19 protein-coding genes are annotated in these 22,638 nt (G+C 71.8%); 6 read left to right on the top strand and 13 right to left on the bottom strand.

The features are described 5' to 3' along the window. Positions 1 to 147: 147 nt before the first annotated feature. The 4 genes from CcI49_RS01255 to priA all read right to left on the bottom strand — a co-directional run bounded on the left by CcI49_RS01255 (position 148) and on the right by priA (position 6,066). Positions 148 to 1,911, bottom strand: coding sequence for an ABC transporter ATP-binding protein (locus CcI49_RS01255; protein ID WP_076824185.1), 1,764 nt, complete (start codon positions 1,909 to 1,911; stop codon positions 148 to 150). A 140-nt stretch (positions 1,912 to 2,051) separates the two neighbouring features. Continuing rightward, positions 2,052 to 4,289, bottom strand: coding sequence for an ABC transporter ATP-binding protein (locus tag CcI49_RS01250; RefSeq protein WP_241839850.1), 2,238 nt, complete (start codon positions 4,287 to 4,289; stop codon positions 2,052 to 2,054). Positions 4,290 to 4,552: 263 nt separating this feature from the next. After that, positions 4,553 to 5,317, bottom strand: a complete 765-nt coding sequence (gene hisF / locus CcI49_RS01245) for an imidazole glycerol phosphate synthase subunit HisF (RefSeq protein ID WP_006544432.1) — start codon at positions 5,315 to 5,317, stop codon at positions 4,553 to 4,555. Continuing rightward, positions 5,314 to 6,066: a bifunctional 1-(5-phosphoribosyl)-5-((5-phosphoribosylamino)methylideneamino)imidazole-4-carboxamide isomerase/phosphoribosylanthranilate isomerase PriA gene (gene priA, locus CcI49_RS01240; RefSeq protein ID WP_054564225.1), complete on the bottom strand. Its 753-nt coding sequence runs from the start codon at positions 6,064 to 6,066 to the stop codon at positions 5,314 to 5,316. The genes hisF and priA overlap by 4 nt, the downstream gene beginning before the upstream one ends. A gap of 97 nt (positions 6,067 to 6,163) precedes the next feature. Here priA and CcI49_RS01235 point away from each other — a divergent pair, with 97 nt between their 5' ends. Genes CcI49_RS01235 through CcI49_RS01225 form a run of 3 tightly spaced genes read left to right on the top strand, consistent with a single transcriptional unit; the run spans position 6,164 to position 9,056 of the window. After that, positions 6,164 to 7,177 (top strand): ABC-2 family transporter protein, encoded by a 1,014-nt coding sequence (locus CcI49_RS01235; RefSeq protein ID WP_083749248.1) that lies wholly within the window; start codon positions 6,164 to 6,166, stop codon positions 7,175 to 7,177. Next, on the top strand, positions 7,174 to 8,067 hold the full coding sequence (locus tag CcI49_RS01230; protein ID WP_347280098.1) for an ABC-2 family transporter protein: 894 nt from the start codon (positions 7,174 to 7,176) through the stop codon (positions 8,065 to 8,067). Before CcI49_RS01235 ends, CcI49_RS01230 begins: the two co-directional genes overlap by 4 nt. Beyond that, positions 8,064 to 9,056, top strand: a complete 993-nt coding sequence (locus CcI49_RS01225; protein ID WP_054564228.1) for an ATP-binding cassette domain-containing protein — start codon at positions 8,064 to 8,066, stop codon at positions 9,054 to 9,056. The genes CcI49_RS01230 and CcI49_RS01225 overlap by 4 nt, the downstream gene beginning before the upstream one ends. A gap of 78 nt (positions 9,057 to 9,134) precedes the next feature. Here CcI49_RS01225 and hisH read toward each other — a convergent pair whose 3' ends face one another. The 4 genes from hisH to hisD form a co-directional block, all read right to left on the bottom strand. Next, on the bottom strand, positions 9,135 to 9,749 hold the full coding sequence (hisH, locus tag CcI49_RS01220; RefSeq protein WP_076823711.1) for an imidazole glycerol phosphate synthase subunit HisH: 615 nt from the start codon (positions 9,747 to 9,749) through the stop codon (positions 9,135 to 9,137). Then, positions 9,746 to 10,333, bottom strand: coding sequence for an imidazoleglycerol-phosphate dehydratase HisB (gene hisB, locus CcI49_RS01215; RefSeq protein ID WP_054564230.1), 588 nt, complete (start codon positions 10,331 to 10,333; stop codon positions 9,746 to 9,748). The genes hisH and hisB overlap by 4 nt, the downstream gene beginning before the upstream one ends. A gap of 66 nt (positions 10,334 to 10,399) precedes the next feature. Beyond that, positions 10,400 to 11,758 carry a histidinol-phosphate transaminase gene (locus CcI49_RS01210; protein WP_083749247.1) on the bottom strand — a complete coding sequence of 453 codons (1,359 nt, stop codon included), beginning with the start codon at positions 11,756 to 11,758 and terminating at the stop codon, positions 10,400 to 10,402. Beyond that, positions 11,755 to 13,050, bottom strand: coding sequence for a histidinol dehydrogenase (hisD, locus tag CcI49_RS01205; RefSeq protein WP_035955297.1), 1,296 nt, complete (start codon positions 13,048 to 13,050; stop codon positions 11,755 to 11,757). Before hisD ends, CcI49_RS01210 begins: the two co-directional genes overlap by 4 nt. A 251-nt stretch (positions 13,051 to 13,301) precedes the next feature. Here hisD and CcI49_RS01200 point away from each other — a divergent pair, with 251 nt between their 5' ends. Further along, the gene (locus tag CcI49_RS01200; RefSeq protein ID WP_054564232.1) at positions 13,302 to 14,015 is read left to right on the top strand and encodes an O-methyltransferase; all 714 of its coding nucleotides are present in this window, start codon (positions 13,302 to 13,304) and stop codon (positions 14,013 to 14,015) included. Positions 14,016 to 14,055: 40 nt separating this feature from the next. On the opposite strand, the gene CcI49_RS01195 is transcribed toward CcI49_RS01200, so the two are convergent. The 4 genes from CcI49_RS01195 to CcI49_RS01180 all read right to left on the bottom strand — a co-directional run bounded on the left by CcI49_RS01195 (position 14,056) and on the right by CcI49_RS01180 (position 17,307). Continuing rightward, positions 14,056 to 14,922: a DUF2071 domain-containing protein gene (locus CcI49_RS01195; RefSeq protein WP_083749246.1), complete on the bottom strand. Its 867-nt coding sequence runs from the start codon at positions 14,920 to 14,922 to the stop codon at positions 14,056 to 14,058. Positions 14,923 to 14,947: 25 nt separating this feature from the next. Then, positions 14,948 to 15,895, bottom strand: coding sequence for a polyphosphate kinase 2 (gene ppk2, locus CcI49_RS01190; protein ID WP_054564234.1), 948 nt, complete (start codon positions 15,893 to 15,895; stop codon positions 14,948 to 14,950). 234 nt (positions 15,896 to 16,129) lie between these two features. Then, positions 16,130 to 16,675 (bottom strand): PaaI family thioesterase, encoded by a 546-nt coding sequence (locus CcI49_RS01185; RefSeq protein WP_076824175.1) that lies wholly within the window; start codon positions 16,673 to 16,675, stop codon positions 16,130 to 16,132. A 188-nt stretch (positions 16,676 to 16,863) separates the two neighbouring features. Continuing rightward, the gene (locus CcI49_RS01180) at positions 16,864 to 17,307 is read right to left on the bottom strand and encodes a MazG-like family protein (protein ID WP_083749245.1); all 444 of its coding nucleotides are present in this window, start codon (positions 17,305 to 17,307) and stop codon (positions 16,864 to 16,866) included. A 228-nt stretch (positions 17,308 to 17,535) separates the two neighbouring features. On the opposite strand from CcI49_RS01180, the gene CcI49_RS01175 reads away from it, so the two are divergent. Together CcI49_RS01175 and CcI49_RS01170 are read left to right on the top strand one after the other, a co-directional pair. Beyond that, complete coding sequence (locus CcI49_RS01175; protein WP_054564237.1) at positions 17,536 to 18,165, top strand: TetR family transcriptional regulator; 630 nt, start codon at positions 17,536 to 17,538, stop codon at positions 18,163 to 18,165. Positions 18,166 to 18,876: 711 nt separating this feature from the next. After that, entirely contained in the window at positions 18,877 to 20,895 is a 2,019-nt protein-coding gene (locus tag CcI49_RS01170) for an MFS transporter (RefSeq protein WP_076823710.1), read from the top strand. A 145-nt stretch (positions 20,896 to 21,040) separates the two neighbouring features. Here CcI49_RS01170 and CcI49_RS01165 read toward each other — a convergent pair whose 3' ends face one another. Beyond that, the gene (locus CcI49_RS01165; protein WP_083749270.1) at positions 21,041 to 22,423 is read right to left on the bottom strand and encodes a lamin tail domain-containing protein; all 1,383 of its coding nucleotides are present in this window, start codon (positions 22,421 to 22,423) and stop codon (positions 21,041 to 21,043) included. Between the last annotated feature and the right edge of the window lie 215 nt (positions 22,424 to 22,638).

The raw sequence follows: 22,638 nt of genomic DNA, 5'->3' as shown, positions 1-22,638 counted from the left end.
CCCTATTCTGCCTGCCGCGGCGAGGCCGGCCGCGAGCCCGCGCTGTGAGCCGGCCCCATGAGCCGGCCGCGTAACCCGGCGCTGTGAGCCGGGCGCGACCTGGCGCCCCTGGCGCCGGCACACTGCCGCCGGCGGGCCGGCCCGCCGTCAGCGGGAGGAGACCCCGGCGGCCCAGGACTCGTGCAGCCGCCGATACACCCCGGGAACCGCGACGAGGTCGGCGTGCGTGCCGCGCTGGACGACCCGGCCCGCGTCCACCACGATCACCTCGTCCGCGGCCTCGGCCGTCGAGAGCCGATGCGCGATCGTGACGGACGTCCGGTCGCGGGTCAGGGCCAGCAGGGCCGAGGCGATCCGGACCTCGGTGGCCGGGTCCACCGCGGAGGTCGCCTCGTCGAGGACCAGCAGGTCCGGGTCGGCCAGCTGGGCCCGGGCCAGCGCGACGAGCTGGCGCTCGCCGGCCGAGAGCAGATCGCCGCGTTCACCGACCCTGGTGGCGATCCCGGCCGGCAGGCCGGCCAGCCACTCCCCCAGCCCCAGCTGCTCGAACGCCACCATGATCTCCTCATCGGTGGCGTCGGGGCGCCCATAGCGGACGTTGCCCGCCACGGTCAGGTCGAACAGGAAGCCGTCCTGCGGCACCATGACCACGCGGCGGCGCAGCGAGTCGAAACGCACCTCGCCCAGCGGGACGTCGCCGATCAGGACGGTGCCGTCGGTGGGGTCCATCAGCCGGGTCAGCAGCTTCGCCATGGTCGTCTTGCCGGAGCCGGTCTCGCCGACGACCGCCACCCTCGTCCGGGCCGCCAGGTCGAGGGTCACGTCGTGGAGCACCGGCGGTCCGCCTGGGTAGGCGAAGCCGACCTGGTCGAACCGGACCCCCAGCGGGCCGTCCGGCAGCAGGCGCCCCCCGCCGTCGGCACCGGGGTCGCGGATGTCGGTCGGCGTGTCGAGCACGTCGACGACCCGCCGGAGCCCGGCGATGGCGTTGGAGCCCTCGTTCAGCACCTCGGTCAGCGACTGGATCGGCATCACGAACAGCGTCAGCAGAAACAGGAAGGCCACGAGCTGGCCGGTCGTCAGCGAGTCGTCGACGCCGAGCGCGACCCCCAGCACGACCACCGACGCCGTCGTCAGCGCGGCGACGATCTCCACCCCGGCGAACACCCCGGCCACCAGCGTCTGCGCCTGGGTCTGGGCGACCCGGTAGTCCTCCACCGTGGTCCCGATCCGTCGGGCCGTCCGCTGCTGCGACCCGTACGCGCGCACCACCTGTGCGCCCACCACGGACTCGGCGATCGCGCCGAGCATCTCGCCGACCCGCTCCCGCACCACGCCGTACCGGCGGGCCAGCCGTTTCTGGAACCGGTGGGTCGCGAGGACCAGCGGCACGAAGAACGCGTACACCACCAGCGTCAGCTGCCAGGAGTAGACGAACATCAGGACCGTCGCGATGACCATCTGCCCCAGCGAGACGATCAACATGACGCCGCCGAACTGCAGGAACTGCGACATGGTGTCGATGTCGGTGGTCACCCGCGAGGTCAGCGACCCGCGCCGCTGCTCGGACTGGCTGAGCATCGACAGGTCATGCACGTGCCGGAACGCCCGGACCCGCAGGGTCGCGAGCGCGCTCTCCGACAGGCGGTAGAGCCGGACGTTCATCCGGTAGGCGGCGACGGCGGTGACTCCGATGGCGACGGCCGCGAAACCCACCGAGATCCCGATGACCCCCAGGTCGGCCCCGCCGTCCCACACACCGCGGTCCAGTGCCTGCTGGATGACCACGGGGACGACCACCTTGCCCACCGTGGCGATGATCGCCAGTCCGAGCGTGCCGAGGATCCCGGCGGTCAGCTCCGGCACCAGCCGGTGCAGCCGGCCGAGGGTCGCCCACAGCCCCTCGCCCACCGCACCTCCACCCACCACCGCACCTCCACCCACCACTGCACCACCGTGCACCGCGCCATCCCTCACCGCGCCGGCGCCCACAGCACCGGCGCCCACAGCAGCACCAGGACTCACGGCACTGCGACCAACGGCGCTGCGACTCACGGCGCGACCTCCGGAACGGCCGGGACCGCGGCGGCCGGCGACCGCCCGTCCGCCGCCTCGTCGTAGGCGGTAAGCAGCTCGGCATAACCAGGCGAGCGACTCAGCAGCTCCCGGTGCGTACCCTGCGCGACCACCCGGCCGCCGGCCAGGAAGACGACCTCGTCCGCGAGCTCGACCGTCGAGCGGCGATAGGCGACGATCACCACCGTGGCGGCGCCGGCCCGGGCCCGCAGATCGGCGAGGATGGACGCCTCGATCCGCGGGTCGACGCTGGAGGTCGCGTCGTCCAGGATGAGCAGCCGCGGATGGCGGACCAGCGCGCGGGCCAGGCCGATGCGCTGGCGCTGGCCGCCGGACAACGTGGTTCCTCGCTCGCCGACGCGGGTGTCCAGGCCCGCAGGCAGCGCGCGCACGAAACGGTCCGCCTGGGCGCGGCGCAGGGCCTCCCAGATCTCGTCGTCGCCCACGTCGAGGCCCAGCGCCACGTTGGCCCGCACGGTGTCGTCGAACAGGAACGTCTGCTGAGGGACGAGCGCGACCGCGCCGGTGACCTCGCCGGCCGCGAGCTCGGGCAGGTCCACCCCGTCGAGACGGATCGTGCCACCGCTCGGGTCGATGAGGCGGGCGAGCAGGTTCACCAGGGTTGACTTGCCCGAGCCGGTGCGGCCGGTGAGCGCCACCACCCGGCCGGGCGGCACGTCGAACGTGACGCCGGACAGCGCCGCCCGCCCGACGCCCACCGCGTCCAGGGCGTCCACGGCGTCGGCGGCGACGTCCACGCTGTCGGCGGGATCCACGGTGCCGGCAGGATCCACGGTGCCGGCAGGGTCGGCGACGTCCTCGGCGGTGGGCCGGCCCGCCGCCGGCGCGGGATACCGGTAGCCGACTCCGCTCACCTGCAGCGCGGCCGGACCGGACCCGGCGAGCCGGGCGGTGCCGTGGGTGAGCCCGCCACTCGCCGCGAGCACCGCCGCCACCCGCTCATGACCGACCACCGACCGCGGGAGCTCGCCGAAGACCCATCCGATCGCCCTGATCGGAAACGCCAGCAGGGTGAACAGGTACGCCACCCGCACCAGCTCGCCGACCGTGAGCGAGCCGGCGTCGATACGGACCGCGCCGACCACGATCACGGTGAGCACACCCAGGTTGGGCAGCGCCTCCATGACCGGGTCGAACATTCCGCGGATCCGGCCGGCGCGGACCATCGCGTCGCGCAGCTCCTGCGCCTTCACCTCGAAGCGGGACGTCTCATCGGCCTCCCGGCCGAGCGTCTTGACGACCAGCGCCCCGTCGAACGACTCGTGTGCGACGCCGCTGACCTCACCGCGCAGCTGCTGGACCCGCCCGTACAGCGGTGACACCAGGCGCCCGTAGATGATGTTGACGGCGCCGAAGGCGGGGAACACCACGCACCCCACCAGCGCGAGCAGCGGGTCCGTCGCGACCAGCAGCCCCAGTGCGGCGGCCAGCATGACCAGCACGCCCGCGGCGAACGGCAGCGGCGCGATCGGTGCCCAGGTCGCCTCGACGTCGGCGTTCGCGTTCGACAACAGCGAGCCGGTGGAGTGCCGCTGGTGCCACGCCAGCGGCAGCTGAAGGTACTGGCGGGTGACCCGGCGTCGGTAGGTGGCCTGCAGCCGGTACTGCATCATCCCGGAGACCAGCCGGCGCAGGAACAGGCCGCACGCGCGCGCGAACCCGATACCGACCATGATCGCACCGGCGCCGAGCAGCGTGCCCCAGTCGGCGTGACCGTCCCGGATGCTCGGGACCACCACCCGCTCGGTGATCTCGCCCAGCGCCAGCGAGGTCGCCACCGTCGCCAACGCGTACAGCGAGCTGCCGACGAAGGCCGCGGCGAAGATCCGCGGCTCCTCTCGCACCGCGTTCGCGAGGATGCCCAGCCCGCGCCCGATCACCCCGGGCGCGTGACCGCCCGCGCCCGCCACCGCCGGCCGGGCCGCCCCGGCCCGGGGCGCAGGAACGTCAACGGTGGCGGCTGTGGCGCCGGTGGCACCCGCGGCGGCGTCCGCCTCCGCGGCAACGGCCTCGGCCTCGGCCTCGGCGGCTGTTACGGCCTCGGCGCCATCCGTGGCACCCACGGCGACATCCGCCACGCACGCCCGCGCCCGTCTGCGGGGAGCGAGGCTGGCCGCAACGCTGGACGCGAGGTCACCGGGCACCGCACTCCTCCGTTTCGCGGTCGCTGTCAGACCGYCGATCACCAGCATCGACTGCTCGTCACCAACGCGGCTGTCCTGGCCAAAAGTCCCGGTCAGCAGGTCAGCGGGTCCGAGCACCCGGTGGGTGGGTCGTTGTTTCACGGCGGCCGTGGCCGGTGGACGCCCCCGCGGTTCTCCGGCGCGCCGCCATCCTGGCCTGCCGCGGGGGTGTTTCACACCGTCATGGGTGAGCTGACCTCAGCTGGACAGCCGAAGTTCCGTCAACGTTCGCGCGGTGCTCCCCCACAGCGCCGCGCACGCCCGGCGGCGCGTCAGCGGACCGGGATGTCCGCGTCGCGCAGCTCCTTCTTCACCTCGGAGATCCGCATCCGCCCGAAGTGGAAGACGCTGGCCGCGAGCACCGCGTCGGCTCCGGCGGCGACGGCGGGGGCGAAGTGGTCGAGCCGACCGGCCCCGCCGCTGGCGATCACGGGCACGTCCACCGCCGCCCGCACCGCACTGATCATCTTCAGGTCGTAGCCGTCCTGCGTGCCGTCGGCGTCCATCGAGTTCAGCAGGATCTCGCCGGCGCCCAGCTCGACGGCGCGCGCCGCCCACTCCACCGCGTCGATGCCGGTACCGCGACGCCCGCCGTGCGTCGTCACCTCGAACAGCGGGCCACCCGGCTCACGGGAGCGGCGCGCGTCGACGGAGAGCACGATGCACTGGCTGCCGAACCGCAGCGCGCACTCGCGGACCAGCTCCGGGCGCGCCACCGCGGCCGTGTTGATGCCGACCTTGTCGGCGCCGGCCCGCAGCAGCCGGTCGACGTCATCGACCGCACGCACTCCCCCGCCGACGGTGAGCGGGATGAAGACCTGCTCGGCGGTGCGCCGGACGATGTCGTACGTGGTCTCCCGGTTGCCGCTGGACGCGGTGATGTCCAGGAAAGTGAGCTCGTCGGCGCCCTCGGCGTCGTAGAGCCGGGCCATCTCGACCGGGTCACCGGCGTCGCGCAGGTCGGTGAAGTTCACCCCTTTGACAACCCTGCCGCCGTCGACGTCGAGGCAGGGGATCACCCGGACCGCGACCGTCACGGCGAGCCCGACGCCGTCCCCGCCGCCGCACCCGCGCCCGCCGCGACGGCCAGGGCCTCGGGCAGGGTGAACGCGCCGGCGTAGAGCGCCTTGCCGATGATGGCGCCCTCGACACCGGGCACCGCGGCGATGGCCCGCAGATCGTCCAGGGAGGAGACCCCGCCGCTGGCGACCACCGGCCGCTTCGTCGCGGCCGTCACGGCACGCAGCAGCTCGACGTTCGGACCGGTCAGCGTTCCATCCCGGCGGACGTCGGTGAGGACGTAACGGGCGCACCCGTCGGCGTCGAGGCGGGCGAGAACCTCGTAGAGCTCGCCGCCGTCACGCGTCCAGCCGCGGGCGGCGAGGGTGGTTCCGCGGACGTCCAGGCCGACCGCGATCCGGTCACCGACGCGGTCGATCGCCGCGCGGACCCAGTCCGGGTTCTCCAGCGCGGCGGTGCCGATGTTGACCCGGGCCGCCCCGGTCGCCAGCGCGGCGTCGAGGGACTCGTCGTCGCGGATGCCGCCGGAGAGCTCGACGGCGACGTCGACGGAGCGGACGACCTCGGCGATCAGCTCCCGGTTGGAGCCACGGCCGAAGGCCGCGTCGAGATCGACCAGATGGATCCACTCGGCGCCGTCACGCTGCCAGGTCAGCGCCGCCTCACGGGGGTCGCCATAGGAGGTCTCGGATCCGGCCTCGCCCTGGACCAGACGGACGGCCTGGCCGTCAGCCACGTCCACCGCGGGTAGCAGCGTCAACGTCACGCGCCCACCCTACGGGTCGCGGCCCCGCCTGGTGCAGACCACACGGGCTCACGCAAAACGTCTCCGTACCCGCGGCCGGCATTCTAGGTTTGCAGCGATGATTCCCGACCGGGCGAATCCCCCACCGGCACAGGCGAATCTGGCGACGTTGCCGGCGTCCGCGGAGCTGCCGGCGACAGCGGCGGCACCGACAGCGGCGGCACCGGCTGCGCCAGCGGCGGCACCCACCGAATCGCCCTCCCCGACGCGGCTGGTCGGCAGCCTGTCCAGGCTCGACAGAACCGGCAGGCTCGACAGGCCCGGCAGCGCGTGGGAGTCGGCGCGGATGTGGGGCGCGATCTCGTCCGCCTCCGCACGCCGGATGCTCCGCTACCGGGCGGCGATCCTGGCCTCGATCGTGTCGAACATCGTGCTCACCGTGCTGCGCGGGCACCTGGCGCTGGCCGTGTGGACGCACCGCCCCGGCCTCGCCGGCTACGACAGCACCACCGCGGTCACCTTCACCGTGCTCGGGCAGTCCCTGGTGACGACCTTCGCCGTCTTCGGCGGAATGATCGACATCCCCTGGCGGGTCCGGAACGGCAGCATCGAGGTCGACCTGGTCCGGCCGCTGGGCTTCCAACGCTGGTACCTCGGGCTCGAGGTGGGGCGGGCGGCCGTGTACCTGGCCAGCCGCGCCCTGCCGGCGGCGATCGTCGGGGTGCTGCTGTTCGACCTGCGGCTGCCGCGCACAGCCGGCGCGGCAGCCGCCTTCGCCGTGAGCCTGGGGCTGGCGCTGCTGGTGAGCTTCGGCCTGCGCTATCTGGTCGCGCTCAGCGCGTTCTGGATGACCGACTTCCGCGGCGTGCAGGCGGTCTCGGCGCTGGTGATGATGTTCTTCTCCGGGGCGATCCTGCCGCTCGTCCTGTTCCCGGGCGCGCTCGGCACCATCGCCGGCCTGCTGCCCTTCGGCGCCGTCGTCCAGACCCCGATGGACCTCTACCTGGGCACCGCGGACGACGGCCCGGTCCGCGCACTGGCCTTCCAGGCCACCTGGGCCCTCGTGCTGCTGCTGGCCGGGCAGGCGCTGACATCCCGGGCGATCCGGCGTCTGGTGGTGCAGAACGGATGACGAGCAGCGCGGAACCGATGGCCGACGATGCGGGACGGATGACCGGTGGTGCTCGCAGCGCCACCGGCGGCGGGCGGCTCGGTCTGGTGCGCGACGAGGCCGCGCTCTACCTGCTCCTCGTCCGTGCGGCGTTCCGGTCGGCGGCGCAGTACCGCGTCTCACTGGTGATGTACACGCTCGTGGAGATGGCGGGCGCCGCGCTGGACCTGGCCACGATCGGCATCATCTTCGCCCATCTCCCCGACCTCGACGGGTTCGCGCTGTCCGAGGTCGCGTTCCTCTACGGGTCCTCCGCCCTGCCCTTCGCCCTCGCCGAGGCCCTGGTGGGCCCGCTTGACCAGCTCGGCTGGCAGATCAAGGACGGAAGGATGGACGCGACGCTCACCCGGCCGGTCAGCGTGCTCGTGCAGAGCGCGACGATGGACTTCTCGGCCCAGCGGCTGGGGCGTCTGGCGCAGCCCACCGCCGTGTTCGCGGTGAGCCTCGCCGCGCTCCCGGTGGACTGGAGCCCCGGACGGGTCGCGATCCTTCCGATGATGGTCCTCTGCGGAACGGTGATCAGTATCAGCCTCGCGGTGGGGGTGGCCGCCGTCCTGTTCGTCGCCCCGGATGCCAGCGTCGCCATCGCGGCGGTCCGCCAGGGCTCCGCGCTGGCGACGCAGTACCCGCTGACGATCTACGGCCGCCGGATGGCGATGCTGCTGACCTTCGTCTTCCCGGTCGCCTTCGTGAACTGGCAGCCCGCGCTGTTCATCCTCGGCCGGCCCGACCCGTTCGGCCTGCCGGGCTTCACCGGCTTCCTCTCGCCGCTGGTCGCGCTGGCCAGCTGCCTGGCCGCCGGGATCGCGTGGAGCGCCGGGATCCGTCACTACCGCGGGGAGGGCGGGTGACCCTTCCATCCGATGCTTCCGTGATCGACGTCAGCGAGGTCACCCGGACGTTCGTGCTGCGGCGGAGGACGGGGTGGATGCGGCGGGAACGCAGCGACGTCCACGCGGTCCGAGACCTGTCGTTCAGCGTGCGGGCCGGGGAGATCGTCGGGTATCTCGGGCCGAACGGCGCCGGCAAGAGCACCACCATCAAGATGCTGGTCGGGATCCTCACTCCGTCCGCGGGGCGGCTGCGGGTCGCCGGGCTGGACCCGTCCCGGCAGCGGCTGCGCCTCGCGCGGCGCATCGGTGTCGTGTTCGGGCAGCGGTCCGCGCTGTGGTCGGATCTACCGCTTCGCGACAGCTTCGACCTCATCCAACGGATCTATCGGATCTCGCCGGCGCGATACCGCCGGAACCTCGACGAGTTCATCGAGCTTCTCGATCTCGCCTCCTTCATCGACACACCGGTCCGCCAGCTCTCGCTCGGGCAGCGGATGCGCGGCAGCGTCACCGCCGCCTTCCTGCCCGAGCCCGAGATCGTCTACCTGGACGAACCGACCATCGGCCTCGACGTGGTCTCGAAGGCCGCCGTGCGGTCCTTCCTCGCCCGCACCAACCGGGAGTCGGGGACGACGATCCTGCTCACGACACACGACATGACCGACGTGGAGCAGCTGTGCCGGCGGGTGATGGTCATCGACCACGGCCGGCTCGGCTTCGACGGCACCCTGGACGAGCTGCGTACCCGCATCGGCGGCGTCCGGACACTGCGGGTCGACCTCGCCGAGCCACATCCGGCGATGACGATCGAGGGCGCCCGGGTCGTGCGGGTGGACGGCGCCCGGCAGTGGCTGGAGTTCAGCTCCCAGGACAGCGCGGCACCACTGGTCAGCGCGGTCGCGGCCCGTTACCCGCTGGTTGACCTCGCCGTCGGCGAACCGGCGATCGAGGACGTCGTCGCACGCCTCTACACCACCAACCGACTCCGGGCGGTGCCGCCCGGGTGACCAGGCCCGGCGCGCTGACCGGCACCGGCACCGCGCTGGCCGGCACCGGTGCTCCGACCGGCGCCGGTGCGCGGCAGGTCAGTTCAGCGTGCGCAGCCAGTTCTCCAGCACGTGCGCGCCGGCGTCACCGGACTTCTCCGGGTGGAACTGGGTGGCCATCAGCGGACCACGCTCGACCGCGGCCGCGAACGGCTCGCCGTGCTCGGCCACGGTGTCCCCCGCCTGGGGCCGGGCGGCGTAGGAGTGCACGAAGTAGAAACGCGTGCCCGCGTCCACACCGGCGAACAGGACGGACTCCGGCGGCGGGGCGACCAGGTTCCAGCCCATGTGCGGCAGGACCGGCGCGGACAGCCGGTCCACACTGCCCGTGAGCACGCCGAGGCCCGCCGTGCGCACCCCGTGCTCGTCCCCGACCTCGTAGAGGATCTGCATGCCGACGCAGATCCCCAGCACCGGGCGGCCGGCCGCGAGCCGCTCGTGCACGACGGCGCCGCCGCCGATCGCCTCGATGCCCGCCATGCAGGCCGCGTACGCGCCGACCCCGGGCACGACGAGCCCGTCAGCGGCACGCGCCGCGTCGAGATCCGCGGTGACGGTCACCTCCGCGCCGACCCGGGCGACCGCCCGCTCGGCCGACCGCAGGTTGCCCGAGCCGTAGTCGAGGACGACGACCTTCGGACGGGCGCTGGTCAAAGCACACCCTTCGTCGAGGGAACCCCGGCGACCCGCGCGTCCAGGGCGACGGCGTCGCGCATCGCGCGGGCGACGGACTTGAACTGGGCCTCGACGACGTGGTGCGCGTTGCGCCCCGACAGCACCCGCACGTGCAGCGCGATCCGCGCCGACGCGGTGATCGACTCGAAGACGTGCCGGGTGAGCGTCGTGTCGTAGGTGCCGATCAGCCCGACCAGCTCMGGCTCGACATGCACGCAGTAGGGCCGCCCGGAAAGATCGACGGCCGACTGCACCAGCGCCTCGTCGAGCGGGACGGTCGCGTCCCCGAACCGCCGGATGCCGGCCTTGTCACCGAGCGCCTCGCGCAGCGCCGCACCGAAGGCGATCGAGGTGTCCTCGACGGTGTGGTGGGCGTCGATGTGCAGGTCGCCCTCGGTCCGCACGGTGAGGTCGAAGCCACCGTGCTTGCCGAGCTGCTCCATCATGTGATCGAAGAACGGGACGCCGGTCTCGGACGAGGCCAGCCCCGTCCCGTCGAGATCGAGCTCGATCAGGACGTGCGACTCCTTGGTCTTGCGCTCGATCCGAGCGGTTCGCGCCATACGTGTGTGATCCCTCGTGGGTCTTGAACGTCTACTACGTGTTCGACGGCGTCGGTGCTGTTCGAGCTATCCGACCACGCTGGTGTCGGCCGGCGCCGCGGGCCCGGTCCGCAGCAGCGACGGGTTGCCCGTGAGCACCGCGCGCAGGGCGGCGAGGAAGGCGTCCGTCTCGGCGGGCAGGCCCGCCGTCACCCGCAGCCAGCCGCCGAGGCCGACGTCCCGCACGAGCACCCCGGCGTCGAGCAGGCCCTGCCACACCGCCCGCTGGTCGGTGAAATGCCCGAACAGCACGAAGTTCGCGTCGCTCGGCGCCACCTCGCACCCGAGCTGCGGCAGCTCCCGCGCGAGCAGGTCGCGCTGGGCCTTCACCGCCTCGACCGTGCCGAGCAGCTCGTCGGCGTGCGCCAGCGCGGTACGCGCGATCGCCTGGGTGAACGACGACAGGTGGTAGGGCAGCCGGACCAGCGCGAGGGCGTCGACGACCGCCGGATGCGCCGCGAGGTACCCGACCCGGGCTCCGGCCAGCGCGAACGCCTTGCTCATCGTCCGTGTGACGACCAGGCGGGGGTGATCCGGCAGCAGGGTGAGGGCGCTGGGCACGCCGGCCCGGCGGAACTCCGCATAGGCCTCGTCCACCACGACCACCCCGGAGCCCACCTCCTCCATCGCGTCGCAGGCGGCGGCGATGACATCCAGGCCCAGGGCGGTGGCGGTCGGGTTGTTCGGCGAGGCGAGGAACAGCAACGCCGGCCGGTGCCGGTGGATCGCACCGGCGACCCGCTCGGCGTCGAGGGTGAAGTCCTCCGCCCGCTGCTCCCCGACCCAGCCGGTGGCGGTGGCCAGCGCGATCAGCCGGTGCATCGAGTACGACGGCTCGAAGCCGACCGCCGTCCGGCCTGGCCCGCCGAACACCTGGCAGAGCTGCTGAAGGATCTCGTTGGACCCGTTCGCCGCCCACACCTGGGCGGTGTGCACACCGAAACCGGCGTCCGAGGTCAGATAGTAGGCGAGATCGGCGCGCAGGGCCTCGGCGTCGCGGTCCGGGTAGCGGTTCGCCTCCGTCGCGGCGAGGGTCGCGGCCTTCCCCAGCGCGTCGACCAGGCCGGCCGACGGCGGATGCGGGTTCTCGTTCGTGTTCAGCCGGACCGGGACGTCGATCTGCGGCGCGCCGTAGGGCGACAGGCCGCGCAGGTCGTCACGCAGCGGCAGGTCGTCCAGCGTGACCACGCGCCGCGCCGGACGTCCGCCCGACGTCGCCGCACCCGGACGGGATCCGCGGTCGAGACCGGGGCCCACGCCCGGACCGCCCCCCAGGCCCGCGGCCGGCGCGGAGATCGGCTCCACCCGCATCCCGTCGAAGGCGGGGGCGTCGGCCTGGAGGGGGCCGGCGGCGTCGCTCGTCGCATCCACCGAATCCTCGGTCATCGTGCCCGCACCTCCACCGCGTCAACGTGCCCGGTCAGATCCTCGGCCGTGCCGAGCGCGGCGATCCGCGGTGCGATGTCGGCCAGCGCGTCGGCGTCGCAGGAGACGACGTGCACCTGCCGCTGGAAGGCGGACACCGCGAGACCACCGGAATGCCGTGCCGTCCCGCCCGTGGGCAGGACGTGGTTGGAACCAGCCAGATAGTCACCCAGCGGAACCGGGGCGTACGGCCCGACGAAGATCGCCCCGGCGTTGCGCACCCGGGCGGCGACCGCCGCCGCGTCCACCGTCTGGATCTCCAGGTGCTCCGCCGCCCAGGCGTCGGCGACGGCCAGCCCGGCGTCGAGGTCGGCGACCAGCGCCACCGCGCCCTGCCCGGCCAGCGCCTCCGCCACCCGCTCGCGGTGCCGGGTGCGGGGAACCTGCTTGTCCAGCTCGACATCGACGGCGTCAGCGAGCTCGACCGAGGTCGTGACCAGCAGGCAGGCCGCCATCGGGTCGTGCTCGGCCTGGGCGATCAGATCGGCGGCGACGAAATCCGGCCGGGCCGAGTCGTCGGCGAGAATCGCGACCTCCGTCGGGCCCGCCTCCGCGTCGACGCCGACCACGCCCCGCAGCAGCCGCTTCGCCGCCGTGACGTACACGTTGCCGGGACCGGTGACCACGTCGACCGCCGGGCAGCTCTGGGTGCCGTGCGCGAACATGGCGACCGCCTGTGCCCCACCGGCCGCGTAGACCTCGTCGACGCCGAGCAGCGCACACGCCGCCAGCACCACCGGGTGCGGCCGGCCGTCGTTGTCCACCTGGGGCGGCGAGGCCACCGCCAGCGACCCGACACCGGCCTCCTGCGCGGGCACCACGTTCATCACGACGCTGCTCGGGTAGGCGACCCGGCCACCCGGCACGTAGAGGCCGACCCGCTCCACCGGGATCCACCGCTCGGTGACCGTCGTGCCGGGGGCGACCTCGACGACGACCGGCTCGCGCAGCTGAGCCCGATGCACCAGCCGTGCCCGCCGGATCGCCTCGGTCAGCGCGTCACGCACCGCCGGCGCGAGCGCCGCCAGCGCGGCCTCGAGATCCTCGGCCGGCACCCGCAGGCTCGCCGGCCGAACCCGGTCGAACCGCTCGGCGGCATCGAGGACAGCCGCGTCACCGCGGGCCCGCACATCATCACAGACCGGGCGCACCGCCTCGATCGCCACGTCGACGTCGACGGCCGCCCGCGGGATGAGGCGGCGGACCTCCGAGGCGCTGGGTCTCACGGAACGCAGATCGAGCCTTCTGAGCACGCCCCCGAGAGTATCGGCCCCACCCCCGGTCGGAGCAGTGGAATTCTTCGGGAATACCCACCGTGACACATGAAGACCCCGATCAGGGATCTTTTCCGGAGAAGTGACAGCCCGACAGCACGGTGTATCCACCACGCGCCCACCTCGTGCCCGTTCGCGCGATTGCCGCCCGCCGTTGCCCACCGCGGCCCGCCGCGGCCCGGCAACCGCGCGGGCGGCCGGACGCCGAGCCGCTTCGATAGCCTCGACGCGTGACCTCCCGTTCGGACATCCCGCCCGCCGACGGGCACTCCTTCCACGGCAAGTCCGGTTTCCTGCCCCCGCAGCTGTATCGGTACCTCGTCACCCACGGGTCGCCGACCGACGACATCCTCGCGGACCTCACGGCCGAGACCGCGGCCCTGGGCGGCGCCGCCGGGATGCAGATCCCCGCCGATCAGGGCGCCCTGCTGACGATCCTGACCGCGGCGATCGCGCCGTCCCGCGCCATCGAGATCGGGACCTTCACCGGCTACTCCTCGCTGTGCGTGGCCCGCGCCCTGCCGCCCGGCGGCCGGCTGCTGTGCCTGGACGTCAGCGACGAGTGGACGTCCATCGCACGGCGCTACTGGGAGCGGGCCGGGGTGAGCGACCGGGTGGAGCTCCGCCTCGGCCCGGCAGCCGAGTCGCTGGCGCGGCTGCCCGCGCGGCCCACCTTCGATCTCGCCTTCATCGACGCCGACAAGGAGGCGTACCAGACCTACCTCGAGCTGCTGCTGCCCCGRCTGAACCCGAACGGCCTGATCATCGTGGACAACGTCCTGCAGTCCGGGCGGGTGCTCGCCGAGGACGGAGCCGAGACCGAGGCCAGCCCGAACGTCGTCGCCATGCGGGCCTTCAACGAGGCGCTCGCCCGTGACCGGCGGGTCCAGGTCGTCATGCTGCCCGTCGCCGACGGGCTGACCCTCGCCCGCAGGCTGCCGTAGGCCCACCGGCCGACTCCCTGGGCGGACTGGCCGGGAGCGGTCACAGGTACCGTTCCGGGCGGCCGATCCGCACCTGCACACCGGGCGAGTAGTGCATCAGCGGCTCGACCGCCGGCGGGGCGAGTCCGGCCGCGCCCAGCAGCCCGTCGTCGAGCTCCACGGGATCCGCCCGGTGGAGCGGCCAGGGCTCGTGGCAGGCCGGCACGGTCCGATGGCTCGGCCCGGTCGAGCTGTAGAGGCGCCAGCGGGCGGTGAGGAAGTGATCCAACGGGCTGAGCTCGCCGGCCTGATACGCGGCGCCGATCCGGACCCGCACCCGGCTGGACGCCCCCCGCGGCCCCGGCCAGCGACGCCGCGTCCGGTAGAGGATCTCGTCCCGACCGATCCCGTCCTGGCCGATCCCGTCCTGGCCGAGCGTGCGACGCGGGCCCGGCCAGCCTTCCCCGGTGCGGACGACCCGCATGGCGGACCACAGGTAGGGAAGCCGGAAACCCCCGCGCGCCATCAGAACCGCGGGGAGCCTGGCGGCGTCCAGGGAGAAGAACCAGACCCCGCGACGACCCCGCCGATCGACCACATAGGTGCGGACGTTGGTCTCCGGGAACGCGGACATCCACGGCAACGACCACCCGCGGCCGGTCGCCACCCGCATGGCGAAGGGCACCAGGCTGACCCAGGCCTGGCCGTCGAAGGTGTCCACGGTCAGCTCCGGCGGCAGCCGGCGGCGCACCACCTCGGGCTCGAACGGCCAGTGCAGGAAGGTCAGCCGCTCCCAGCGCTGGATCGAAGCCGGGCACTCGACGGCGAACGGGCACACCGGCCCCACCTCGGGACGAGCGGGGCCTCGCCGCAGGGGGCGAGCCACGGCGTCACCGCCGCCAGCCAGGCCCGACTGGTCCAGGTACATGCGACCATCGTGGCCTGCCGGCCGACTATTCGCCGGATTTCAGCAGTTCCGTCGCGGAGACGACGATTCGCGGGTCCGGCTGCCCGATGACCGACTCGTCCCGGCCGGCGTACTCCAACTGCGACAGGACGTGGCGCATGGCCTCCAGCCTGGCCCGTTTCTTGTCGTTGCTCTTGATGACGGTCCAGGGCGCCTTCTTGCTGTCCGTGTGGACGAACATGGCTTCCTTGGCCTTGGTGTAGTCGTCCCACCGGTCCAGGGCCGCGAGATCGACGGGGCTGAGCTTCCACTGCCGCACCGGGTCGATCTGACGGATCAGGAACCGCGTCTGCTGCTCGCTGCGTGAGACCGAGAACCACAGCTTGATGAGGTGGATGCCGCTTTCGATGAGCATCTCCTCGAGCGCGGGCGCCTGGCCGAGGAACTCGTGGTACTGGGCTTCCGTGCAGAAGCCCATGACCCGCTCGACGCCGGCCCGGTTGTACCAGGAGCGGTCGAACATCACGATCTCGCCGGCGGTCGGCAGATGCTCGATGTACCGCTGGAAGTACCAGGACCCACGCTCGGTCTCGGTCGGTTTCTCCAGCGCCACGACCCGGGCCCCACGCGGGTTCAGGTGCTCGGTGAACCGCTTGATGGTGCCGCCCTTGCCTGCGGCGTCCCGGCCCTCGAAAAGCAGGACGACCTTCTGACCGGTGTCCTTCACCCAGTACTGGAGCTTGAGCAGCTCGATCTGCAGCAGCCGCTTCTCCCGCTCATAGGCGTCGCGGGAGAGCCGGTGCGTGTACGGGTAGTTCTCCCGCCAGGTGTCGATGGACGTGCCGTCCGGACGGAACAGGGTCGCGTCGTCCGCGTCATCCTCGACCACTGTCAGTGAACGGACGTCCGCGCCGAGGTACTCGGTGGGTGGCGTGAAGGGAAGTGAATCAACAACCAGCCGCACGTCGGATGTTCCTGCGGTCGTCTCGCTCATGGCAGCCTCCGGTAGGGCTCATCAGCCCCGATCCCATCATCGGCCCGCCCGCGCATGGCACGCCAAGCTGGGATTTCAACGCCTGTTCACCTGCCCCACACGTCCCACCTGACAGGTTTCGGGCGACGGCACCGGCGTGGCGCCGCCTTGGCCCGGCACCGCTGTAGGCCGGCACGGTACTGGCGGGCGCGGAGCCGGCGGGCGCGGAGCCGGCGGGCACCGACGGCCTGTTCGCTAGCTCATGACGAGGCAGGTGCTGCTCGCGGTGGCCACCACGCGCCCGGCGGCGTCACGGACATCCGCCTCCGCGAACGCAGCCCGACGGCCGGGGCGGGTCACCCAGCCATGGGCGGTCAGCGTGTTCGTCCCGCCCGGCACGATCTGGACCGGGCGAACATAGTTGACCTTGATCTCAAGCGAGGTGTACGCGGTGCCGGCGGCCAGGGTCGTGTGCACCGCGCAGGCAGCCGCCGTGTCGAGGAGCGTGCAGACGAGGCCGCCGTGCACCAGTCCGATCGGGTTGTACGCGGACTCGTCCGGCTCGCAGGTGAAGACGACATCACCGACGTCCGCCGAGACCGGCCGGAAGTCGAACACCTGGGAGATCGGCGGCGGTGGGACCGTGCCGTCCATCATGGCACGCAGGAACTCCAGGCCGGACATGGTCAGGCCCTGGGCCGCGCTGGTGGCCGGGTCGTACCAGGTGATGGTCTTGTGCCGCTGGTCGCCCCAGTGCTGGGCCGGGTCGTTCCCGGCGGCCGCCGGCTCCGAAGATGACATGGGCCCGAGCCTATGCCGCCCACCTGCGACGAGATCCGCCCGCGCGACGCGCCTTGCCGCCTGCCCACCGACCTCCGCCGGCCGACCGCAGGCCTCCGCCACCTGCCCACCGACCTCCGGCGGCCGACCGCCACGCACCTCGATCCGATCTCCGCGCACCGCCACCATGCGCCGATCACTCGCGCCGATCACTCGCCGGGATGCCGCTCCCCCACGGCCGCGATCAGCCGGGCCGTCCTCGCCTCGACATGGGCCGTGAACCGGGCCGCCCAGTCACCGGTTGTCGAGGCGGCGGCGACCAGCGCGGAAAGCGCCACGTCGAGGAGCTCGTCGATCAGCTCCTGCTCCGAACCGCGGCTCTTGCGCGGGTTCTGTCCGCGTAGGCCGATCAGCGCCGCGCTCGCCTCGCCGCACTCCTCGGCCACCTTGACCACCCGCAGCGCGAGGCCCTCGTCGGGACCGATCGCCATCCTTCGATCGTTCAGGTCGAGCGCCCGCACGGCGGCGTCGATCGCGGCGGTGGGCAGCATCGGCTCCGGTCGCACGGCGGCCTCCGGCAGCGCAGCGGTCTCGGACGATGCGGGACTGTTCGGAAGCACATCCACCAGCGTGAAGGTACCGGCCGGGAACACAGCGGCCGTGTCCTGACGAGCGGGACGGATCCACATCTGCCCACGCCCGGATAGTGTGGAGGACAGGAGCAGGAGACCGTCTCGCGGGAGCGGGGGCGGTCGAGGGCCACATCGAGCCTGGCCGCCCGAGGGCGTGCCCGGTGAGCGTGGCCGATCAGGCGGCCCGCCCCGACCGATGCGGCAACGGCCCGCATACCTACCTGATGCTCCGCGCGCCGGGCACTCGCCATGGCCGCGGACGAGAACGGACACGCCTTGACTCGGATCCCGGAGGCTTCGCGCGCCGACGCGACCCGCGCGCGTCTTCTCGCGGCCGCCCTCGACGCGTTCGCGACAAAAGGTTTTCACGGCACCACCACCCGCGACATCGCGGCGGCGGCGGGAATGAGTTCGGCAGCCCTGTACGTCCATCACAAATCGAAGGAAGAACTGCTTTACCTCATCTCGTTGACCGGGCACCAACGGACGCTCGCGAGGCTGCGCGCGGCGCTCGCCCACTCGGATGACCCGGTCGAGCAACTGCGCAGAGTGGCCCAGACCTTCGCCGAGTCGCATGCTCGCGATCACACCACCGCCCGGGTGGTCAACTACGAGCTCGCCGCACTGAGCTCGGAGCATCGGGAGGAGATTCACGCCATTCGGCGGGAGATCGCCGCGGAGATCGGCGGAATCGTGCAGCGAGGTGTCGCCGCGAAGGTGTTCGTCGCGCCCGATCCGGCGATGACGGCGACCGCACTGGTCTCCCTCGCCATCGACATCGGCCGCTGGTACCGGGACGACGGCTCGTGGACCCCGGCGGAGATCGGCCGCCGGTACGCCGAGCTGTCGCTGCGGATGGTCGGCGCAGCTCTTCCATAGGCGAGGTCTGCAGGAGGCGCGTTGACAGCGGCCGCGGGCCGGTGAAAACGCGCACCAAAAGCGGCGAAGCGACCACAGGGCGGCCGGCAGTCACGAGGAAATGAGAATTTCGGTCGCCGGGGAGCCTGTAGCACGTTTCCGAGCTTCGGACTGCCACTGCCGCCCGCAAGATCTGAGGATTCTGGTCGCAAGAACGACGAAAACCATCATATCCTCGAGCTACGCCTCGAGCTACGCCTCGAGCTGCGGTTCCGGTCCGCTGCCGCTGCCCGGCAAAGCCTAAGGATCGTGGTCGCTGGTACGACCAGAATCCTCAGAATTTCGAGCCACGACGTCGAGTTGCCGCCCTTGCCGGGCAGCCCGGGTTCACCTGCCCCCGGCGACCTCAGACCGCGTTCAACCGATCGTCGATCCTGATCTGCGCGATCTCGCGGCTGGCTCCGGAACGACGCCCATCCGCTCTTCGGACTCGCCCCACCCAGGCTCAGGGCGCTCAGGGCGCTCCGGGCGCCCAGCACGTCGGTGCAGGTCACAGGCTCCCCTTCACAGTCCAGGAACCTGGTGCTGACTAATCGCTTGCTTAGTTGCCGCCCCGTCGCTTACCGTGCCTAGCTGTGGCGCACGCCACATCGCCCGCCGGTCGCGCGCCGCCTGTCGCGCCGAGCGAGCGTCTCGCCTCGGCCCCGACCGACGACCGCGGAGGACAGTCATTTGAGTCTGACGATCGATCCGCCGGCCGACACCCGCAGCCCGGATCGAAATGGCATCCGCAGGCTCTGGTTACGCCAGCTCGCCCACTACCCCGCCAATGGACCCCGCGGCCTCTATCTCGCGATCACCGTCCTCGTGGCCGTTTTTCTCTACTACGCGCTGTACACCCAGGGCGCGGTCGCGACGCAGATCATCGAGCATTACCACTTCTCGTTCACGGCCTTCGTCTTCGTCAGCGTCATCGGCAATGCGATCGGCGCCTTCGCATCGCTTTTCGCCGGTCTCACCGACCGCTGGGGCCGGGCCAACCTCGTCGTGGTCGGCGTGCTCGCGGTGGCCCTGATCGCACTGCTGGGGCTGCCGAACGCACCCGGCAAGGCCGGTTTCACCGTCATGTACTCAGTGCTGTGCTTCGTCGAGGGAATCGTGCTGGTGGCCACTCCGGCACTGGTCCGGGACTTCTCACCGCAGGTCGGGCGGGGCCTCGCCATGGGCTTCTGGACCCTGGGCCCGGTACTCGGCAGCCTCACGGTCACCAGCGTGTCGAGCAACACCCTGGACGAGCACCCCGACTGGCGCTTCCAGTTCTACGTCTGTGGCGTGGTCGGTCTGGTGATGTTCGTGGTCGCCCTGGTCGGGCTTCGGGAGCTGGCACCGGCGCTGCGTGACCAGCTCATGGTCAGCATGCGCGACCGCGCGCTGATCGAGGCCCGGGCCGCGGGCATCGACCCCGAACAGGCGTCCGCCGGGTCCTGGCGACGGGTGCTGAAACCCAACGTGATCGGGCCCGCCTTCGCGATCAGCACCTTCCTGCTGCTCTATTACATTCTGGTCGGCTTCGCCGTCGTCTACTTCGCCACCGTCCACGGGTACTCCGAGGCGCGGGCGAACGCGGTGGCCAACTGGTACTGGATCTCCAACGCGATCGCCCTGGTCGTCGCCGGAGCGTTGTCGGACCACTTCCGGGTCCGCAAGCCCTTCATGGTCGTCGGCATGGCGATCAGCGTCGTCGGGAACATTCTGTTCGCGTTGTCGACGACCGACCCCGACACCGGCTACTACGCGATCGCCTTCTATTTCGTGCTCAGCGCCGCCGGCAGCGGAATCGCCTACGTGGCCTGGATGGCGGCCTTCACCGAGACGGTCGAGAAGCACAGCCCCTCGGCGACCGCCACCGGTCTCGCCATCTGGGGCTGGATCCTGCGCGTCGTCGTCAGCGTCGCACTGATCCTCTTCACGTTCGCGCTGCCCGCCACATCCGTCCTCGTCGACAAGGGGACCCGCGTCGAGCACATCGTCACGGCGCATCCCAAGGAGGTCGCGGTTCTCTCCGCGATCGACCCGGCGACCTCGGCCGCACTGGCCAGGAACCCCGAGGACACGGCGGCGCTGTCCAGGGCGCTCGGCCAGGTCGCGGCCGAGCAGGGTGCCACCGCCACCGAGGCAGCGGCGGTGTCGACGGCCGTGCGGGAGCGGTCCCGGGAGCTCGCCACCGCGCAGGCGATCGACCCGGACACGCTGAAGGCGTTGCAGYAGGACCCGCCCGACGGCACCGCGATCGGCGCGGCCCTCGCCGACATCGTCAAGGAGCTCGGCGTCCCGCAGCCGACGGCGGTCGAGCTGCTCACCAGGCTGGGCGACCCCGACGTCAAGGCCGATCTCGCCCTCGTGCAGAAGTACGGCGCCGTCCTGACCTCCGCCGAGGCCGCGATCCCACCGGACGACCTCGCCTACCTCGGTGCCCACGGCACGGAGGTCGCCGACGCCCAGAAGGACAACCCGAGCCAGTGGCAGAACTGGTGGTGGGTGTGCGTCGCGGGCCAGATCGTGTTCGTCCCGTTCATCTTCCTGCTGACCGGACGGTGGAGCCCTCGGCTGGCCCGCGAGGACGAGCGGGTGCACGAGGCGATGGTCGAGCGTGAGATGGCCGCCCTGCAGCAGGCCAGGTCGGCTGCCACGGCCACGGCAACCTCCGGCGGATCGCCGGAACCCACTGCGGGCAGCCAGCCCGCTCCGTAGCGGCGGGCGGTCCGACGATCACCACGTGACGGTGCCGCCCCCCGCCGGCACGGGTGATCCTCGGCGTCCTCCCGCCTCCCGCCTCTCGGGTCCCGAGTCCAGGACCCGAGAGGCGGAACCAGCTCAGGACAACAGATTCAGCAGGTCAGCAGGTCAGGGTTCCGCTGCGCAGCGCGTGGCTGGCGTCGTTGCTGTCATCGGCCCAGATGACCGGCCTGCGGCCGGCCGCGCAGGCCTGCGGCGAGATGGCGAAGCCCTCGTTGTTGTAGTTGCCCATCCCCGTGGGCCGCTGGTAGGTGGCGGTCACGGCGAACTGGCCCTGGCCGTTGATGTCCGACGTGGTGGCCCTACCCGCGCAGGTGTTGTCACAGACGGCCCACAGATGGCCGGTCACCGCGTCGAACTCCAGATCCATCAGCGTTGCCAGGCCGCTGCCGAAGGTGGCGACCCTGGTGTAGCCACCGCCGGCCTGGTCGAGCGCGTAGGCGTAGATCGTCCCGTTGGACTCGAGGCCGACGAAGTACAGGCCGGTGCCGTGGCCGGCGTAGTTGGCCGGGTTGTAGGTGCTGTTGGTGTGCTCATCACGGAAGCCATGCGCGGTCAGATAGGTGTCCGGCACCCAGGCGATGGATTCGAGCCCGCTGTTGGGATCCGACGACGGCAGGTCCGCGGTGAGGTTCCACTCCGCGGTGGCGTTCAACGACGTCGCGGTGGATGAACCGTCGTACCGCAGGACCTTCAGCAGACTGACGTTGTCGTTGCTGTTGTTCCGTTCGGTTGCCACCAGGACGCCATCCGGGYTCACGACGACGCCTTCGGCGTCCGGGTCGCCGGAGCCGTTCGCGTAGTGCAGCACCTTGCCGCTGGACCAGCCGCCGGTCGTGTCACGGATCCAGGTCGAACCGCTGGGAACGAGGCGGTACAACGTACCGGTGCCGTTCTTCACCGCCCACAGAACGCTCGAGCTCTGGAACGACACACCGCTGAGGTTCGATCCGAAGACGTTCGTGGCGTCGGCCACCGCCACCGCCGAGTCACCGGGCCAGGCCGAGCCGGAGCAGGAGTTGGTGGTGCCCCGGGTCGAGGCGAGTGTGGTGGCGAACGAACCCGTCCCGTCCGGGCAGCGCCCGTAGGTCGTCGACGCGTGCGACGTCCAGGTGTAGGAGTCGATCAACGTGGTGCCGCCGGACTGGTACAGCCGCACCGAATCGGAGCTGCCCAGCCCGTAGGCCGACTCGACATCGACGACCACCCGCCCGCCGGCGGCCAGCGACGTGCCCGACGCGATCGTGAACACGTGCGAGTCGTCGTTGTCCTTCACCACCCATCCGGACAGATCCACCGCGGTGGCGYCGGTGTTCACCAGCTCCACCCAGTCGCCGGGCGAACCACCGCTCGACTCGACCTCGTTGATCCGCACACTCGTCGGGCCGTCGGCCGACGCCGGCAGGCCGGACAGCCCCAGCGCCGCCAGGGCGAGGGCACCGGCGACAGCCAGTCGCACTCTTCCTCGGGAAGATCCGAACAACGCAGCCACTCCTTCTCGCAGGGACACAGGCAGAAGGGAGCAGAATCGCGCTCCTGACGGAGGCTCCCGCGGCGGGGCAACCGCCCTCTGAACGCAATACGAACAACGCCCGCCGGGCGCATGGCAACCTCGCCCGGGAGCAAAAAGTGGCCTCCGGCACAGTCGACGGCCAAGCCGGATACCTACCCGGCGCAGCCACCTGTCAGCCAGCCGTC

Source organism: Frankia sp. CcI49 (assembly GCF_001983215.1).
In the GTDB taxonomy this organism is placed as follows: domain Bacteria; phylum Actinomycetota; class Actinomycetes; order Frankiales; family Frankiaceae; genus Parafrankia; species Parafrankia irregularis.
The sequence above is the reverse complement of the archived record's forward strand: the minus strand, read 5'-3'. Positions and strand labels throughout refer to the sequence as shown.

What these genes read in the sequence shown, in the direction of transcription:
- ppk2 (WP_054564234.1), bottom strand. Translation starts at nt 15,895, where the DNA reads ATGAGCGAGACGACCGCAGGAACATCCGACGTGCGGCTGGTTGTTGAT.
- CcI49_RS01195 (WP_083749246.1), bottom strand. Translation starts at nt 14,922, where the DNA reads ATGTACCTGGACCAGTCGGGCCTGGCTGGCGGCGGTGACGCCGTGGCT.
- CcI49_RS01175 (WP_054564237.1), top strand. Translation starts at nt 17,536, where the DNA reads ATGGCCGCGGACGAGAACGGACACGCCTTGACTCGGATCCCGGAGGCT.
- CcI49_RS01230 (WP_347280098.1), top strand. Translation starts at nt 7,174, where the DNA reads ATGACGAGCAGCGCGGAACCGATGGCCGACGATGCGGGACGGATGACC.
- CcI49_RS01235 (WP_083749248.1), top strand. Translation starts at nt 6,164, where the DNA reads ATGATTCCCGACCGGGCGAATCCCCCACCGGCACAGGCGAATCTGGCG.
- CcI49_RS01185 (WP_076824175.1), bottom strand. Translation starts at nt 16,675, where the DNA reads ATGTCATCTTCGGAGCCGGCGGCCGCCGGGAACGACCCGGCCCAGCAC.
- CcI49_RS01210 (WP_083749247.1), bottom strand. Translation starts at nt 11,758, where the DNA reads ATGACCGAGGATTCGGTGGATGCGACGAGCGACGCCGCCGGCCCCCTC.